The organism is Profundicola chukchiensis (assembly GCF_029664245.1).
Lineage (GTDB): Bacteria > Bacteroidota > Bacteroidia > Flavobacteriales > Weeksellaceae > Profundicola > Profundicola chukchiensis.
In genome coordinates this window covers 223,980-239,671 of the sequence record NZ_JANAIE010000001.1, presented here as the reverse complement: position 1 = coordinate 239,671, position 15,692 = coordinate 223,980, and the positions used below count along the sequence as shown (strand labels likewise).

Annotated in this window: 14 protein-coding genes; 8 read left to right on the top strand and 6 right to left on the bottom strand. The window is 36.5% G+C overall.

Features of this window, described 5'->3' with window-relative positions; all coding sequences use genetic code 11:
* Positions 1–29 precede the first annotated feature (29 nt).
* Complete coding sequence (locus NLM59_RS01015; RefSeq protein WP_304415877.1) at positions 30–386, bottom strand: Spy/CpxP family protein refolding chaperone; 357 nt, start codon at positions 384–386, stop codon at positions 30–32.
* Positions 387–576: 190 nt separating this feature from the next.
* Here NLM59_RS01015 and NLM59_RS01010 point away from each other — a divergent pair, with 190 nt between their 5' ends.
* The 3 genes from NLM59_RS01010 (at position 577) to NLM59_RS01000 (ending at position 7,101) form a co-directional block, all read left to right on the top strand.
* A complete protein-coding gene (locus NLM59_RS01010; RefSeq protein WP_304415876.1) occupies positions 577–1,032 on the top strand; it encodes a hypothetical protein in 456 nt (151 codons plus the stop codon).
* Positions 1,033–1,040: 8 nt separating this feature from the next.
* Positions 1,041–6,026 carry a PKD domain-containing protein gene (locus NLM59_RS01005; protein WP_304415875.1) on the top strand — a complete coding sequence of 1,662 codons (4,986 nt, stop codon included), beginning with the start codon at positions 1,041–1,043 and terminating at the stop codon, positions 6,024–6,026.
* A gap of 115 nt (positions 6,027–6,141) precedes the next feature.
* Positions 6,142–7,101, top strand: a complete 960-nt coding sequence (locus NLM59_RS01000) for a PorP/SprF family type IX secretion system membrane protein (RefSeq protein ID WP_304415874.1) — start codon at positions 6,142–6,144, stop codon at positions 7,099–7,101.
* 541 nt (positions 7,102–7,642) lie between these two features.
* Here the strand turns inward: NLM59_RS01000 and mscL are convergent.
* Genes mscL through NLM59_RS00975 form a run of 5 tightly spaced genes read right to left on the bottom strand, consistent with a single transcriptional unit; the run spans position 7,643 to position 10,752 of the window.
* Entirely contained in the window at positions 7,643–8,047 is a 405-nt protein-coding gene (mscL, locus tag NLM59_RS00995; RefSeq protein ID WP_304415873.1) for a large conductance mechanosensitive channel protein MscL, read from the bottom strand.
* Positions 8,048–8,104: 57 nt separating this feature from the next.
* Entirely contained in the window at positions 8,105–8,605 is a 501-nt protein-coding gene (locus tag NLM59_RS00990) for a DUF192 domain-containing protein (protein WP_304415872.1), read from the bottom strand.
* Positions 8,589–9,479 carry a prolipoprotein diacylglyceryl transferase gene (lgt, locus tag NLM59_RS00985; protein ID WP_304415871.1) on the bottom strand — a complete coding sequence of 297 codons (891 nt, stop codon included), beginning with the start codon at positions 9,477–9,479 and terminating at the stop codon, positions 8,589–8,591. Before lgt ends, NLM59_RS00990 begins: the two co-directional genes overlap by 17 nt.
* Positions 9,476–9,724 (bottom strand): membrane protein insertion efficiency factor YidD, encoded by a 249-nt coding sequence (gene yidD, locus NLM59_RS00980; RefSeq protein ID WP_304415870.1) that lies wholly within the window; start codon positions 9,722–9,724, stop codon positions 9,476–9,478. The genes lgt and yidD overlap by 4 nt, the downstream gene beginning before the upstream one ends.
* Before the next feature lie 59 nt (positions 9,725–9,783).
* Positions 9,784–10,752, bottom strand: a complete 969-nt coding sequence (locus NLM59_RS00975) for a polysaccharide pyruvyl transferase family protein (protein WP_304415869.1) — start codon at positions 10,750–10,752, stop codon at positions 9,784–9,786.
* Between the two features lie 86 nt (positions 10,753–10,838).
* Between NLM59_RS00975 and NLM59_RS00970 the strand changes: the two genes are divergently transcribed.
* The 5 genes from NLM59_RS00970 to nosZ all read left to right on the top strand — a co-directional run bounded on the left by NLM59_RS00970 (position 10,839) and on the right by nosZ (position 15,614).
* The gene (locus tag NLM59_RS00970) at positions 10,839–11,246 is read left to right on the top strand and encodes a YopX family protein (RefSeq protein ID WP_304415868.1); all 408 of its coding nucleotides are present in this window, start codon (positions 10,839–10,841) and stop codon (positions 11,244–11,246) included.
* An 82-nt stretch (positions 11,247–11,328) separates the two neighbouring features.
* The gene (locus NLM59_RS00965; protein WP_304415867.1) at positions 11,329–12,147 is read left to right on the top strand and encodes an enoyl-ACP reductase FabI; all 819 of its coding nucleotides are present in this window, start codon (positions 11,329–11,331) and stop codon (positions 12,145–12,147) included.
* 138 nt (positions 12,148–12,285) lie between these two features.
* The gene (locus NLM59_RS00960; protein ID WP_304415866.1) at positions 12,286–12,861 is read left to right on the top strand and encodes a Crp/Fnr family transcriptional regulator; all 576 of its coding nucleotides are present in this window, start codon (positions 12,286–12,288) and stop codon (positions 12,859–12,861) included.
* Positions 12,862–13,028: 167 nt separating this feature from the next.
* Positions 13,029–13,523 (top strand): c-type cytochrome, encoded by a 495-nt coding sequence (locus tag NLM59_RS00955; protein ID WP_304415865.1) that lies wholly within the window; start codon positions 13,029–13,031, stop codon positions 13,521–13,523.
* A gap of 69 nt (positions 13,524–13,592) precedes the next feature.
* The gene (gene nosZ / locus NLM59_RS00950; protein WP_304415864.1) at positions 13,593–15,614 is read left to right on the top strand and encodes a Sec-dependent nitrous-oxide reductase; all 2,022 of its coding nucleotides are present in this window, start codon (positions 13,593–13,595) and stop codon (positions 15,612–15,614) included.
* The last annotated feature ends 78 nt before the right edge of the window (positions 15,615–15,692 follow it).

Sequence of the window (15,692 nt, the reverse complement as noted above, 5' to 3'; positions counted from 1 at the left end):
AATAATTATCGTTTAACTCTTTTAGAGTTTTATTTTCTGTGTTGATGCATGTCGCGTTTCTTTCTATTCTTCTTCATGCTTTTAACTTTCTCTTTTTGTTCTGCAGTTAAGATTTGATCGATTTCTTCTCTTTTTTTACTTCTAAGAGCTTTGTGTTCTTCTCTTAAAGTTTTTGCTTTAGCTTTTAATGCATCTTCTTGAGATTGATATTTGGCGTCAATTGCCTTGATTTTTGATACTTGTTGGTCTGTTAACCCCAATTTTTCTTTCATTCTCTCAAGCATCTCTCCTTTATCTTTTTTGTGCTCTCCATCTCGGTGCTGTGCATTCATTATTCCACCTAGTGTAAAAAATACAAGAAGTAATAGTATTAAGGACTTTTTCATTTTATTGTTTTTTAGTGATTCGTGTATTGGACAGTTCAAAATCGGAAAGGTTTAATGTTAAAGTTGAAATTTAAATAGAGGCTTTGTTAAAAAAGTAGCCTAATTAACATTAACCACACAATAAAAGCGCAAATTTTTTATTTAATTAAGGTAGGATGTTTATATTTGTTAACTACACTAAAAGTATATAATGAAAAGATTTTTACTCGCAACCTTTTTCATTGTTACAGGAATGCTTAGTGCGCAGCAGACGCATGTACATTTTCCTGACAATGTAAAAGCACCTTTAAATGCAAAGGAAAAAATTAAATTTGAACAAGTTTATGGTCCCAACGCAACCTATGTGAAAGAAAGACCGTCTTTGCTAAGAAACCTCAAGGATTTAGTTAGGAATCGAGTTGAAGTAGAGCATATCCCTTATGAAAAGGCTCAAGGTTCTAAAGTTTTAAGAAATGCTAAAGACTTGTCTACGGTAGAATTGTATAATGTGTATAACACCAATCTTACACATGATATGCAATACTCTCCGCAGTCTTTTAATATTTTAAAATATGCGATAAACTTTTATCCAGAGAAGAAAGAGACTTATAAACTGGGAAATCATTACATCACGATTTTACCACAAGCTAAAAAAGAGCGAAAATAAATATTATAATGAAACGACTTTTACTTTTACCCTTCATCATATTATTTACTTTCATAAACGCCCAAGAATATTGGATGGAAAATGGAAGTGTTACAACATGTTCAGGGACTTTCTATGATTCAGGAGGGCCGGCGAACCCGTTCCAGAATGATGAAAACTTAGTTTTTACCATTTGTCCTGATAGAACTACTGAGCCAAATAATGCCACGATTCTTACTTTCGATGATATTTTGGCCATGACACGTTCGGGGGCAGATTTCATGAATATCTACGATGGAGATGATACAACAGCACCTCTTATTGGGACTTACATCGGTGGTATGCGCCCAGGTGAGGAAAACGGAATCCATGCTTCGGACTTATCTATCAACCCAAGTGGTTGTTTAACCGTCGAATTTATTTCAGATGCGGTAGGTCCTGGTCCAGGATGGTCAGCGCAAATTAGTTGTGCTGTACCTTGTCAAGCTATTACGCCAAACGTAACAACCATTCCAGAAATGGACGAGAGTGGTGGTGTAACTGTATTGGAGGGAGAAACGGTGACTTTTACAGGTAGTGCTGAATTCTCGCAAGATGGTACTGGAGCTACCTATACTTGGGATTTTGGAGATGGAACCACTGCTACAGGAACTGATGCTACACATACCTATACAGATGCGGGAACCTATACCGTTACTTTTACTGTAACAGATGCCTCGGGTAATCCAGACTGTACGAAATCTTATACATTTTTAGTTAGAGTTACTTTTGATACTAACGTTCCTTGTCCGTCCGTAACAGGTGTGGACTTCATTGAAGAATCTAGTGATGTAATCGTTAACTGTAACTATCCTCTAGAAGAAGGTGGTAGAATGAGATTACGTGCAGATTATGCTCCAATGAAAGAAACTACATCATATATTGTTCAATCCATTCCTTTCCAACCGCCTTATCCAGTGACGGATGGTGCCGGTGTGGATATTACGCAAGATGATTATTATGGTCCTGTTGTGAATTTCCCAGATGCACAAGGTGATATCCCAGGCTATAGATTCTGTTTCTTCGGTCAAGAGCGAGATGCTTTAGTCGTAGGAGCTAATGGTAGAATTAACTTTGATTTAAGTTATGCAAATCAATTTGACCAATGGAGTTACGATGAAACTTTACCGACCAATACCACGCATATGTTAAACACCATTAATGGTGCTTATCACGATATAAATATTGCGTCAAGTAGTGCAGATCCTAGTGCGCAATTCTCATATGGATTCCAAGGAGAGTATCCTTGTAGAATGTTTGTTGTAAACTACAGTAATATTCCATTATTTGGTAGCTCTTGTCAGGCAGGCGCTACAACATCACAGCAAATTGTACTGTGGGAAGGCTCTAACTATATAGACGTTTACATTCACAACAAACCTGCATGTCCTTCTTGGAATGATGGAAATTCACTAATTGGTCTTCAAGGTGCAAACCAAGGTCAATTTGCAGTGGCACCAGGTAGAAATACTGGAAACTGGTCAGCGCAAGAGGAGGCTTGGAGATTTATTCCAGATGGTGATGAAATGCCAGTTACGATTCAATGGTTTGATGAAAATGATGTTTTAGTAGGACAAACTAGAAACTTAGATATTTATCCAACTCAAGATACATTCTATACAGTTGTTGTAACTTATGATATTTGTGGTCAAGATCCTGTAGTAGTATCGGATAGAATTGATATTACATTTGACTACGATTCTCCAGAAGTTGAAGATATTGTTATTGAAGTATGTGATGTAGATGGTTCAGGTGAAACAACTTGGAACTTACCTTCTTACACTAACTTAGTGACAGATGGTCAGCCAGATTGGGTGATTGAAGGATATTATACCAACCGTAGAGCTGCGGATATGGGAGTAGAAGCTGCTTTGATTGATACTCCAGATGCATTTGTTTCAGGCTCAAGAACAGTATATGTTCGAGTTAAAGATGAAGCTAATGGTTGTCACTCAATACTTGATTTAACCTTGAATTTCTTGGCAGATTTAGAGCCTGAAGATTTAACGGAGACACAATGTATTGCTCCAGATGCTACAGACGTAGTTTATAATTTAAATTCATTTAATGATCATTTCTTAGAAGGTCAGTTTTATGATATCTACTACTTCGAAAATCAAACAGATGCACAAGATGGAAACGATCAATTCTTAACAGGTACAAACCTTACGGAATATACAATTAACACGACAACTACGCTTTGGGTGAGAATTGAAACCGAAGAAGGTTGTTATGGAATTGCTGAGCTAACGCTTGAAGTGAACGATGGACCAACGGCCTATGTTTTCGACAACCCAATTCAGTTCTGTGATGCAGGTGAATTAGGTGTTGAGGTGGTTGATTTAACAGGTAGCGAAGAGGATATATTAGGTGGTGCACCAGATGTAACTTTTGTTTATTACGAAAATTATGATGACGCTAGCCAAAATGATACAGATAATGCTATTGCTGATCCAACTGCTTATAGCTTAACACCAGATACAACAGAGATTTACATTGTAATTTTAGATGGAAATGGATGTTATAAGGTGTTGACCATGCCAGTTGCATTATTAGAGGGATTAGAGCTTACGCCTGCAACAATTACTTTATGTGATGTTGGAGATGATGGTTTAGAGGTTTTCGACCTTACGCAGGTAAGTGATGATATTATTCCAAACTCAGCAAGCTTTACATTTACACATTATCCAACCGAGCAAGATGCTATCGGCGGAAATAATGCTATTGCCAATGCTACTGCATTTGAATCTGGCCCAACTACAATTTGGGTGGTAGTTAGCACCGCTGATGGTTGTGAGGAAATGACAACTATCGAATTGGTTTTAAATGCAGGTCCTGAAATTACGCCAGCGAATTTAGCTATTTGTGCTGATGTTGATGGAAACTATGTCTTTAACTTGACTGATGCCGATGCTGATTTATTGAATGGACAAACTGGAATTAACTTATCATATTTTACAAGCTTAACAGGAGCTGAAAATAATGATACAGCCGATCAGGTTGCCGACCCAACGCAGTATACAAGTACAGTTAATGGAGAAGTTATTTATGTAAGATTAGAAGACGCCAACGGATGTTTTGCTGTTGCTGAGTTAACACTTAATCACAACGATCAACCGGTAGCCAACATGCCAGAGAATATTCAGGTGTGTGACTTATTTGATGATGGATCAGAATCTATTGATATTACAATTCACGAAGATGTAATCACTGGTGGGGATACAACCTTAACAGTTACTTATCATACAACAGAAGCAAATGCTGGAAATGGTACGCCATTAATTAATAACCCGGCAGATCACAGCTTTAACACAGGAACAACTACAGTTTATGTGAGAGTTGAAAATGCCGAAGGTTGTTTTGCGATAACTCAATTTGATGTGATTGTTGATGAAGGATTAACCTTAACGCCAGCAACACTTGAATTGTGTGATATCGACGAAGATAATACAGAAACGTGGGATTTAACTTTAGCTAATGATGATATCCTAGCAAATGCTGCTGGATTCAACTTTGCTTATTATTTAACTGAGCAAGATGCTATAGATGCCAATGCGAATAACATTGCCAACCCAACAAGCTATGATTCTGGTTCTACTACAATTTATGTTTTAGTTTCAAATGATCAGAATTGTACTTCAATTACAGAATTACAATTAGAGCTTAAAGATTTACCAGCGGTAAATACAAACTTAGAGTTCCAAGTTTGTGATCCGGAATTTGATGGAACTTATGCATTTACCTTGAGAGATTTAGATGACATAGTTGTGAATTCAACAGCTGGTGTATCTATTTCATATCACAACTCACAAGCAGGTGCCGAAAATGACGATGACGTATTTACTCAAGTAGATGCAAATAACATTACAACATTGCCATTAGAAGTATTTGTTAGAGTAGAAGAAACAGGAACAGCTAACGCATGTGTTAACTATACATCAGTAACTTTAACTCCAGGAGAGCAAACACAAGTGAATGCTAACATCGAACCGCTAGAAGCGTGTGACGATGGATTTGGAACCGGTACTTTTGATTTAACATCAATGGCTGATTTAGTTACTAATGAGAATACTAACCATTGGATTTCTTATCATACAAGTGAGGCAGATGCTCAAAATGATAGAAACCCTATCGATCCAGATAATGCTCAATTAGTAGCGGGAACTGTTTATGTTAGAGTTGTTGCAGATGGAAAATGTCCATCTATCACTCAATTCGATGTTGTAATTAGCCCGATTCCATTAGCAGAAATCTTAGCACCAACCACTGCGTTCTGTGCAACGGATTCTCTAGTAATTTCGGCGCAAGGATTCAACCCGGAATTAACATATGAATGGAAAGATAGATTAGGAAATGTTTTAGGAAATGGTGAAACCGTTCAACTTGATGGTGAAGCAGGTGATCAAACTATTACCTTAACTGTAACAGATCCAAATACAACTTGTTCAAACGAAGCAACAGTTGATTTTGAGTCGATTGCTGTGCCAGTTATTACAAGCTTAAATACAACTAACAATAGTATTACAGTAGTAGCTTCAGGTGACGGACCATTCGAATACTCTATCAACGGTATAGATTGGCAGCAAAGTCCAACATTTGACAACTTGACACCAGGTATGTACGATGTAATGGTGAGATCTGTAGTTGCAGGTTGTGATGGTGTTGGAATGTCAACCCTAGTATTGAATGTTGCGAATGTAATTACGCCAAATGATGACGGTCTAAACGATTATTTCGTAGTTCCATTTATGGATGCCTTTAGAGACGAAGCAGGGAATGTACAGAAATCTACTTTCTCAGTTTACAATCGATATGGTAAGCTTTTATTCCAAGAAGAATCTTCGAATGATAAAACTAGCTTTAGATGGGATGGAAAATCACATGGTAGGACATTACCATCTGGAGATTACTGGTATTTGCTAGAGCTTGCCGACGGTAGAAATACAACGGGTCATATCACTGTTAAAAATAGATAAAGCAATCTTTTATAAATAATTACGTTATGAAAGTGTTTTTGAATAACAAAGATATGGGCAATTTCAGCAAGAAAACTATATTTGTAGAATCTGAAAAGAACATGAGAAATTGATAATGAGAGTTAAAAATATATTATTCGCCACCTTTTGCTTGTTGTTTGTACAACAGATAAATGCACAGGAAGGCTTACCATTCTACGAGCATTATTTGGTGGCCGACAATTATTTAATAAATCCATCATTTGCTGGATCCAACGCAGAGATCTTAAAAGTTCGAGGAACACATTATTCTCAGTGGGCAGGATTAGAAGATGCGCCATCTACTCAAACATTGAGTGCACATGGACGTGTATCTAATCGATTAGCAGCAGGTTTTCATGCTTTCAATGATAGAAACGGTGCGACTAGTCTTAGAGGAGTAAATGTTTCGGCAGCTTATCATATTCCTATTGGAGATGGTTTTAGCTACTATGACGACCAAGATGAAAATCAATTCTCATTCGGTCTTTCCTACAACGGAATCTCTCAGGTTTTTGACAGAACAAAGTGGAATGCTCAGCACCCAGAAGATCCATATTTACAAGACACGAGCTATTTCTTGTCTTACTTTAACTTAGGTGCCAATGTTCAATACAATGGCGTTTATGTAGGATTTTCAGTGTTAGATATGCCTTTGGGTGATAACCGACCTATTGTGAACTCTATCGAGCCACTTCCAACTTGGTATTATTTCCAAGCGGGATATAAGTGGAACATTGCAGATGGAATCCAATTAGAGCCATCAGTTTTAATGAATCTTAACTCCAACTCAGAGCGTCAAGTAGATATTACGATGCGCTCTAGATTTGCTATGGGTCACAATGCAGTGAGATTAGGTGTAAACTATAGAACAGACATGGACGAGACAGGAACACAAACCTTAAGTCTTACGCCACTTATCAACCTAGAAATTGGTAAACTTCGTTTAGGCTATGCATACAAAATGGGATTAACCGACATCTCAAAAGAAGCTGGCGACGGACACCTTATCAGTTTAGGGTTTGATTTCGGAAATCCATTCTATTTCGGCTACTAAGAAGCGACAATAAATTTTATAATAAAGCGTCAATTGTTTTCATCGAAAATAGTTGACGCTTTTTTTGTTGAACCAACTCAATTACTTGATTTCAGATTATTATCTCTAGAACCTACTTTAAACTTAATAAGGGCTACAGTCTGTAGATATGAGAACTGGTTATTAAGCCTTTTAGCGTAAGAAAGCTCAACTCTAAAACACTTTGCAGGATTTGAAAGGTCATTCTGTACATTTTAATTAACTTTTCTTTTAGGGCAGCTATTCCGGCTTTTCGCTGTATTGTTCAGCCCATAAGCATACAAAAACTCAAGAGAAAAGGAGTTTGTGCAAGCACGCCACTCTTTTCTCTTGTTTTTTGTAGATGCTTCTAGTATGCCCAATGCCGCTGCCATCCGGGCTGCATTCAACCTTGTGTCTATTTTTTTAAATAAGTAGAACACCTAACTAATGAATTGGACACGTTAGCTTTCGAAACAATTGACTCTATAAAAAAAGCCGAACTGATTTCTCAATTCGGCTTCTATTTTATAATGTTAAGAATTTATTTCTTAGCTAATAAATCTCTGATTTCAGATAATAACTCTTCTTGAGTAGGTCCTGCTGGAGCTGGCTCAGCTTTTGGCTTTTTAGTCTTGTTATACGCCTTAACAATCATAAACAATACCGCACCCACTGTAATCAAGTTAATGATTGAGTTGATCCATCTACCATAGTAAATAGCATTTTCAGGCTGATATCCTTCTTCACCCTCAACACCTACGGCAGGGTCTAGTACGGTTTTCATGTCTGCGAAGTCCATTCCACCAGAGAAATGACCTACTACAGGCATCATGATGTCAGACACAAACCCGTTAACAACCAAACCAACAGCACCTGCTAAAATAACAGCTACGGCCAGGTCGATAACGTTTCCGGTCATAATGAATTCCTTAAATTCTTTTAACATTTTCATATTTTTCAATTTTTAATTAGTATTTAAATCTAAAACTTTTTAGCGAATAAATTACAAATTCTCAGTCCAATTGATCTTGGTAACACCTTCTTTGATGCCCCAAGCGTCAGACATACCTCCGTTTACTTCTAATACATAACGATAAGGTGAAGGCGCTCCTTCAGAATTTAAATCAAAAGGTTGACGATTTTTAGAAATTGAAATCACAGTACTGTCTTCGCCTAAGTAGATGATATCCAATGATATTCTAGTGTCTTTCATATAAAATCCACTCATGTTATCCTCTTGAAAAACAAACAACATTCCCTGATTTTCTTCTAAAGAATTACGATTCATTAAACCAATGGCTCTCTTATTATCTGTTTTAGCTAGCTCAATATCAAGCTTTTTGATAATAGAATCATTGTTGATTAAAGATAGTTCACCTTGTTTAATGAACTCAATATTGATTGGCTCATTTCTATCAACTTGCGTAGAACTTTCAGTTTCGCTTTTACAAGAAAAAGTGAACATTAAAACCAATACAAATAATAAATTAAGAATTATTTTCATCTTGAATTCTGTTTTTAGAAGTTGCTAATATAATGATTCCTAATATAATCAAAGGAATACTCAATACCTGACCATTATTAAGACTCATGCCTAATGTGTCGGCTACCCATTCTACACCTTGATCTTCTTTGAAGAATTCCACGGTGAAACGAATTAACCATAATGCCATAAAGAAAAATCCGAACAAGAATCCTGATTGATATTTTTTCTTAGTATATCTATAGATGTACCACATGATTCCAAATAAAATCACATAAGCAATCGCCTCATATAATTGTGCGGGATGTCGTGGAACAATCGGACCATAATCAGGGCTTTGATTTTGGAATAAAACGGCCCATGCTACATCACTAGGCTTACCAACAATTTCTGAATTTATGAAGTTACCAACGCGAATGAAAGCTCCTCCGATAGGTACAACAATGGCTAATCGGTCTATTATCCAAAGCATAGATTTGCCCTTTAAATGTTTGCGCGTAAATAAATACATCGCAATTAATAGACCTACAGCCGCTCCGTGACTGGCCAAGCCCATGAATCCAACGAACTTATAATCTTGTAAGAATAGCCAAGAGTCTCCTGGAGAATAAACGATGGGTAAAAAGACTTCTAACGGTCGTTCTATGAAAGCCATGGGATCATAAAATACATACTCACCTAATCTAGCACCAGCTATGGCTCCAACAAAAGTGTATAAGAACAAAGGATCTAATAATTCTTTTGAAGCCCCATCAATTTTAAAGATTTTGGCCATGATAAACCAACCTAAAACAAAGGCTACAATCCACATAAGACTGTAATAATGTAAAGTTAGAAAGCCTAAATCGATACCCTCTGAACCTCCAAAGGTGAAATACCCCATCAATTCTATCATAATTTTTCTTCTTTTTCTGGAACAGGATCATAGCCACTTCCACCCCAAGGATGACAACTAGAAATTCGCTTAATGGTTAACCATCCTCCTTTAAAAACACCATGTTTTTTGAAGGCTTCAATTCCATATTGAGAACAAGTTGGCTGATAACGACAATTGCTACCCAACCAAGGCGAAATTAATAACTGATATAAGCGGATAAGCCCAATAAAAGGTAGGGCAAGATAATCCTTCCATGTTTTCATGAATTGCAAATATACTGCAAATTAAAGCACGTATAAAATGAATTTTTTAAAGGACTTTCTTAGTTTTCATTAAAGAACTCCTTCACTTTAAATCTAATTCCGTCAGCCAAAAGAGAGGCGTTTTTAAAATTATTTTCAAACTTCTTCATCGTTTCTGGTTTTAAATCAAAATCAATGGGATTTTCTTTTATTGCTGACTTAGAATATAAGCCCAACTTGCGTTGAATCTTAGTCAAAGGTTGATTGCTGCTCGCTGGGAAATGTGTGTCATCAACAACTTCAAACAAATCCAGCAAACCTTCTAATCTATCGTGTGCTTGTTTTCTGTCATAACCAACATCCATAAAATACACTGGAGTTCCCATAGCCGTAGCTGGAAGAGCACAATGAATGCGCGACGTGATAATGAGTTTTGCTTTGGCGTATCGCTCTAATAATTTCTCTACATTCTCCATTCTTTCTTCTATAGTTAAATGTTTCATCTCGAAATCATGGTGAGTTATAACACTAATTCTATTTTTAAATTTTTCTGGAATTAATCGATTGATTTGAGTTTCCGTGTATTTTTTATCAAAAATCTTAACAAATGGATCCACTAAAAGAATTTCGTCTGTTCTTTCTCCTTTGTATTGAGGTAGAGTAAGTGTTACACATCCAGAATAATAGCTTTCTATTCCTAAGTTTTTAAATAACTTTAAAGTGTTTTTATCTCTACACCCAATCGGAGCATGTTTTTGATAATAGGGAACAAGCTCTTGGGATAGCATTTTCTCATAGCATCCATGTTTATGATCCACATACATAGAAATAAACAAAGGCTCTAAATCCTTATGAGGCGGCCAGTTTTCTGGATTTTTCATAAACCAGCCATTGCAGAGTAACTTTACTTTTTCGTCGATACCGGGATTATTCAGTGACTCACGGTCTAGCATATAATCAACACCACCCAACAATTGCCAAGCGGCATAGGTTTGAACATCGTCTCCAATGTTGTCGGTATCCTTGTAAAAAATTACGGCTTTTTTCAAATTAATTAGTCAAGTAATGCAAATATACAATTTGCTAGATTAGGGCTATCAACTTAGTTTTCGAAATAAATTTCTACTTTTGCGACGTGCGAATTAAAACAAAGAAATATAGATTAAGAGATGATAAAACCATTGTGGGCTATGCCGAAGAAACTAAAGAAGGCATGCTTTTCACTGGCAAATACCCTTGGTTTTGGTTAAAATCTGATCAAAAATATACGCATGTTGATCTTTCGGTTGGTATTTTAGATAAAATGAATCGAATGATTTATGAGTATGATATTGTATCTTACAAAATAAATGACATGCAAATGAGGAGAGAAGGCATCGTTTTATGGAGTGAAGACAAGGAAGCTTTTGGTATCTTTGATGTGGAATCACAACATTTTAGCTTTTTCTTTATCGATGATTTATACTTATTCCAAAATGATAAGTTAGAGATTGTTTCTCATGTATTTAATAGACCAACCATAGAGGCCAAGTTCAATTTATAAAACATTTTTTAGAGCTAGACTTAGCACAGAGTTTTGGCACTTTCGCCACAAACATTTAAATTTAACGATTAATTCAAATCATATGGGAATTTTACAAGGAAAGAAAGGAATAATTTTCGGCGCATTAGATGAGAACTCTATTGCATGGAAAACTGCAATGAGATGTCATGAAGAAGGTGCTGAATTTGTTCTTACCAATGCCCCAGTGGCATTACGTATGGGCGAAATCAACAAGTTGGCAGAAGATACTGGTAGCGAGGTTGTGCCAGCAGATGCTACATCTATGGAAGATTTAAGTAACTTGTTCGATGTTGCCATTGAAAAATTCGGTAAAATTGACTTTATCTTACACTCTATCGGAATGAGTATCAACGTAAGAAAAGGTAAGCATTACACCGAAATGAATTACGATTGGTTGACCAAAGGATGGGATATTTCTGCGGTTTCTTTCCATAAGGTAATGCGTACTGCTTGGGACAAAGATTGTATGAACGATTGGGGAAGTATTTTAGCTTTATCTTATATCGCAGCCCAAAGAGTTTATCCTGGATACAATGATATGGCAGATAACAAAGCATACTTAGAGTCGATTGCTAGAAGCTTTGGATATTACTGGGGTAAAGAAAAGAAAGTACGTGTGAACACAATTTCTCAATCTCCTACAGCTACTACAGCAGGTCAAGGTGTTTCTGGATTCGACGGATTCTTGCAAATTGCAGATGAAGTTTCTCCTTTAGGAAATGCCACTGCAGATGATTGTGCAGATTTATGTGTGATGATGTTTAGTGACTTTACGAAGCGTGTTACATTACAGAACTTATACAATGACGGTGGTTATAGCAATATGGGAGTTTCAGAAGGATTGGTAAATAAATTTATCAATGGCCTAGAAAAGTCTTAATATTAAATAAATTTTATTAAAATAATTAAGCCTCAAATTTCAATTTGAAATTTGAGGCTTTTCTTTTATAGACTAAATTTTAGATTCAATTTGGGAAATAAATATATAGAACTTAGTTTTATATTTATTCCAAAGCACATGAATAAAGACTTATTAATAAAATACGGAGCCGTAGTAGAAAAATTAGAAAAGGATGATTTCATATTTGAAGCCGGAGAAAACCCAACATCGTTTTTATACTTATTAAAAGGTACGGTTCGTATTTATACCTTGAGCGAAGGAGGAAAAGAGTTCACTCATAAGATTTTTAACGAAGGAGAAAGTTTAGGAACGCCACCTTTATTCATAGACAAGCCTTATCCATCTACTGCAGTAGCTAAAACAGATGTGGAGATTTTAAAATTGAACAAAGAAAGCTTTTATCAATTATTAGAAGATAATCCACAATTTTTAAAAGCTATTGTCAAGGGTTTAAGTGAGATAATTTACTTTAAATCCATTATGTCCTCTGAGATTTCTCTCCATGATCCTCAACATAGAATATTGACGCTATTCGATCAACTTAAGACCAAAGAAACACGAGAGGAAATCCGATTAACACGTCAGCAAATCGCGAATCTTACGGCGCTAAGAGTTGAAACCGTAATACGTACGATCAAGCAAATGGAGCAGGAAGAGCTTTTAGAAATCAGAAAACGTAAAGTTTATTTTTGATAACTTTTGTTAAATACCTAACTTAGTAGGACAAAATAAAGGAGTATTTAGTCTTTTATATGCTAAATGTCATACATATTTTGGTGTGTTTGTGATTGCAGTCATAAACAGGCCTTAGTTGTTGACTTAAATTTGTACAAGAAATTAAAACAATAAAAATAATAGATATGAAAAAAGTAATTGTATTAAGCGCAATCGCGAGTATGTTTATCATTAGCTGTGGTGGAAAGGAAGAAGCACCAGATTATGCTAAAGACAGAGCAACAGAAACAGAGCAGTCAGCACCTCAGCTAGATGCACCAGAAACAGCTGATCCAAATGACCCAATGTCTAACAAAGGAATTGGGCCGATTAAGTCACTTGAAATACCTGAAACGATTGACCAAGATATGGCAGCAAAGGGTAAAACCATATATGAAGCAAAATGTACTGCTTGTCACAAACCAACAGAGAAATTTATTGGTCCTGCACCAAAAGGTTTATTAGATCGTCGTACACCAGAATGGGCTATGAACATGATCTTAAACCCAGAAGAAATGACACAAAAAGACCCAATTGCTAAACAATTATTAGCAGAAGCGAATGGTGCTCCTATGGCCAACCAAAACTTAACTGAAGAAGAGGCACGCCAGGTGTTAGAGTACATTAGAACGATTGAGTAAGTTCTAAATAAATAATACAATTACCTCTAATGGGGTAGTTGAGATTTCGAGACGAAAAACAATAATCACATGAGAAATAATTCCATTTTATTTAAGTTATTCCTACTTGTGTTTGCAACCTCCATTACGGTCAGTTGTAACAAAAGTAGAGACGCGAAAACAGGTCAAGGCTCTGGAGCTATAGCTAGTAACGCTGCAGAGAGAGTTTATGTTGCTCCAGGAGAGTACGATGAGTTCTATGCCTTCTTATCAGGAGGATTCAGTGGGCAATTGGCAGTTTATGGTTTGCCATCTGGTAGATTGCTTAAGGTAATTCCAGTTTTATCTCAAGATCCAGAAAAAGGATATGGATATAATGAGGAAACCAAGCCATTATTAATGACATCTTATGGTATGATTCCATGGGATGATACACACCACCCAGATTTATCTCAAACCAATGGAGAGATTGATGGTAGATGGGTATTTATGAACGGTAACAATACACCACGTATTGCGAGAATCGACCTTAAAACCTTCGAAACTGTAGAGGTAATTGAGCTTCCACATAGTGCAGGTAACCACTCTTCATCTTTCATTACAGAGAACACAGAGTATGTTGTAGCAAATACAAGGTTTGCGGTTCCAACGCCTCAAAAAGATATGCCAATCAACGAGGCTAAAGGTAACTTTAAGGCAAGTATGTCTTTCTTATCAGTAGATCAAGAATCGGGTGAAATGGATATTGCATTCCAAATCTTAATGCCAGGTTTCAATTATGACCTAGCTCACCCAGGTAGAGATAAATCACATGGTTGGTTCTTCTTTACAACTTATAATACAGAGGAAGCACACACACTACAAGAGGTGAACGCATCTCAAAACGACAAGGACTTTATTGCTGCTGTTAACTGGAAAGTAGCAGAACAAGCGATTAAAGATGGAAAATTCAAAACGGTTCCAGCGCATTATGCACATAACAAATATGACGAGGAAACGCACATGGCAACCACTGAATGGAAAAAAGAAGTAAGAGTAATCGACCCAGCAGATGTGCCAGGTTTGGTTTACTTTATTCCTACTCCAAAATCTCCACATGGTTGTGACGTTGACCCAACAGGTGAATACATTATCGGAAATGGTAAATTATCAGCTGACTTAACAGTTCACTCATTCACTAAGATGATTGATGCTATCGAAAACAAGAAATTTGATGGTGATGCTTATGGTATTCCAATCTTGAAATTCGAAGATGTTTTGGCAGGTACTGTTAAACAACCAGGATTAGGACCATTGCATACAGAATTTGATGGTAAAGGAAATGCTTATACAACCTTCTTTATCTCATCTGAAGTTGTAAAATGGAAATTAGGAACTTGGGAAGTGTTAGATAGAAAACCAACTTATTATTCTCCAGGTCACTTAATGATTCCAGGTGGTAATACAAGAAAACCTTATGGTAAATACTTACTAGCTATGAACAAGATTACTAAAGATAGATATTTACCAACAGGTCCAGAGTTAGCGCATTCGGCTCAGCTATTTGATATTACAGGTGATAAAATGGAGTTATTATTAGACTTCCCAACTATTGGTGAACCTCACTATGCAGGTGCATTGCCAGCAGAAATGTTAATGGATAAATCTGTTAAGTATTTCAAATTAGAGGATAACAAGCACCCACATAGTATTAAATCTGATGGTGAAGGTAGAGTAGAGAGAAATGGAAACGAAGTACATGTTTATATGTCGATGATTCGATCTCACTTCTCGCCAGATAATATCGAAGGAATCAAAGTAGGTGACAAGGTTTATTTCCACATCACCAACCTAGAACAAGACTTCGATGTGCCACATGGATTTGCAATGATTGGAGCTAATAATGCTGAGTTGTTGATTATGCCAGGGCAAACAGAAACCTTACTGTGGGAACCAAAACAAGTTGGAGTTTGGCCATTCTATTGTTCAGATTTCTGTTCGGCACTACACCAAGAGATGGCAGGATATGTAAGGGTATCTGCAGCTGGATCTAATACGCCACTACACTGGAGTTTAGGTGAGGCAGCAGCATCTCAGAAGAAAGCCGAAGACGCTCAAGCAGAGTCAGAATAAATCTAATTTTAAGTGAGTAATTCTTGCTAAAAAAGAGATAAAATATACTTTTTTCAATTTTTGGGGCAGGAGACGTAA

What these genes read in the sequence shown, in the direction of transcription:
- NLM59_RS01015 (WP_304415877.1), bottom strand. Translation starts at nt 386, where the DNA reads ATGAAAAAGTCCTTAATACTATTACTTCTTGTATTTTTTACACTAGGT.
- NLM59_RS01010 (WP_304415876.1), top strand. Translation starts at nt 577, where the DNA reads ATGAAAAGATTTTTACTCGCAACCTTTTTCATTGTTACAGGAATGCTT.
- NLM59_RS01005 (WP_304415875.1), top strand. Translation starts at nt 1,041, where the DNA reads ATGAAACGACTTTTACTTTTACCCTTCATCATATTATTTACTTTCATA.
- NLM59_RS01000 (WP_304415874.1), top strand. Translation starts at nt 6,142, where the DNA reads ATGAGAGTTAAAAATATATTATTCGCCACCTTTTGCTTGTTGTTTGTA.
- mscL (WP_304415873.1), bottom strand. Translation starts at nt 8,047, where the DNA reads ATGTTAAAAGAATTTAAGGAATTCATTATGACCGGAAACGTTATCGAC.
- NLM59_RS00990 (WP_304415872.1), bottom strand. Translation starts at nt 8,605, where the DNA reads ATGAAAATAATTCTTAATTTATTATTTGTATTGGTTTTAATGTTCACT.
- lgt (WP_304415871.1), bottom strand. Translation starts at nt 9,479, where the DNA reads ATGATAGAATTGATGGGGTATTTCACCTTTGGAGGTTCAGAGGGTATC.
- yidD (WP_304415870.1), bottom strand. Translation starts at nt 9,724, where the DNA reads ATGAAAACATGGAAGGATTATCTTGCCCTACCTTTTATTGGGCTTATC.
- NLM59_RS00965 (WP_304415867.1), top strand. Translation starts at nt 11,329, where the DNA reads ATGGGAATTTTACAAGGAAAGAAAGGAATAATTTTCGGCGCATTAGAT.
- NLM59_RS00960 (WP_304415866.1), top strand. Translation starts at nt 12,286, where the DNA reads ATGAATAAAGACTTATTAATAAAATACGGAGCCGTAGTAGAAAAATTA.
- NLM59_RS00955 (WP_304415865.1), top strand. Translation starts at nt 13,029, where the DNA reads ATGAAAAAAGTAATTGTATTAAGCGCAATCGCGAGTATGTTTATCATT.
- nosZ (WP_304415864.1), top strand. Translation starts at nt 13,593, where the DNA reads ATGAGAAATAATTCCATTTTATTTAAGTTATTCCTACTTGTGTTTGCA.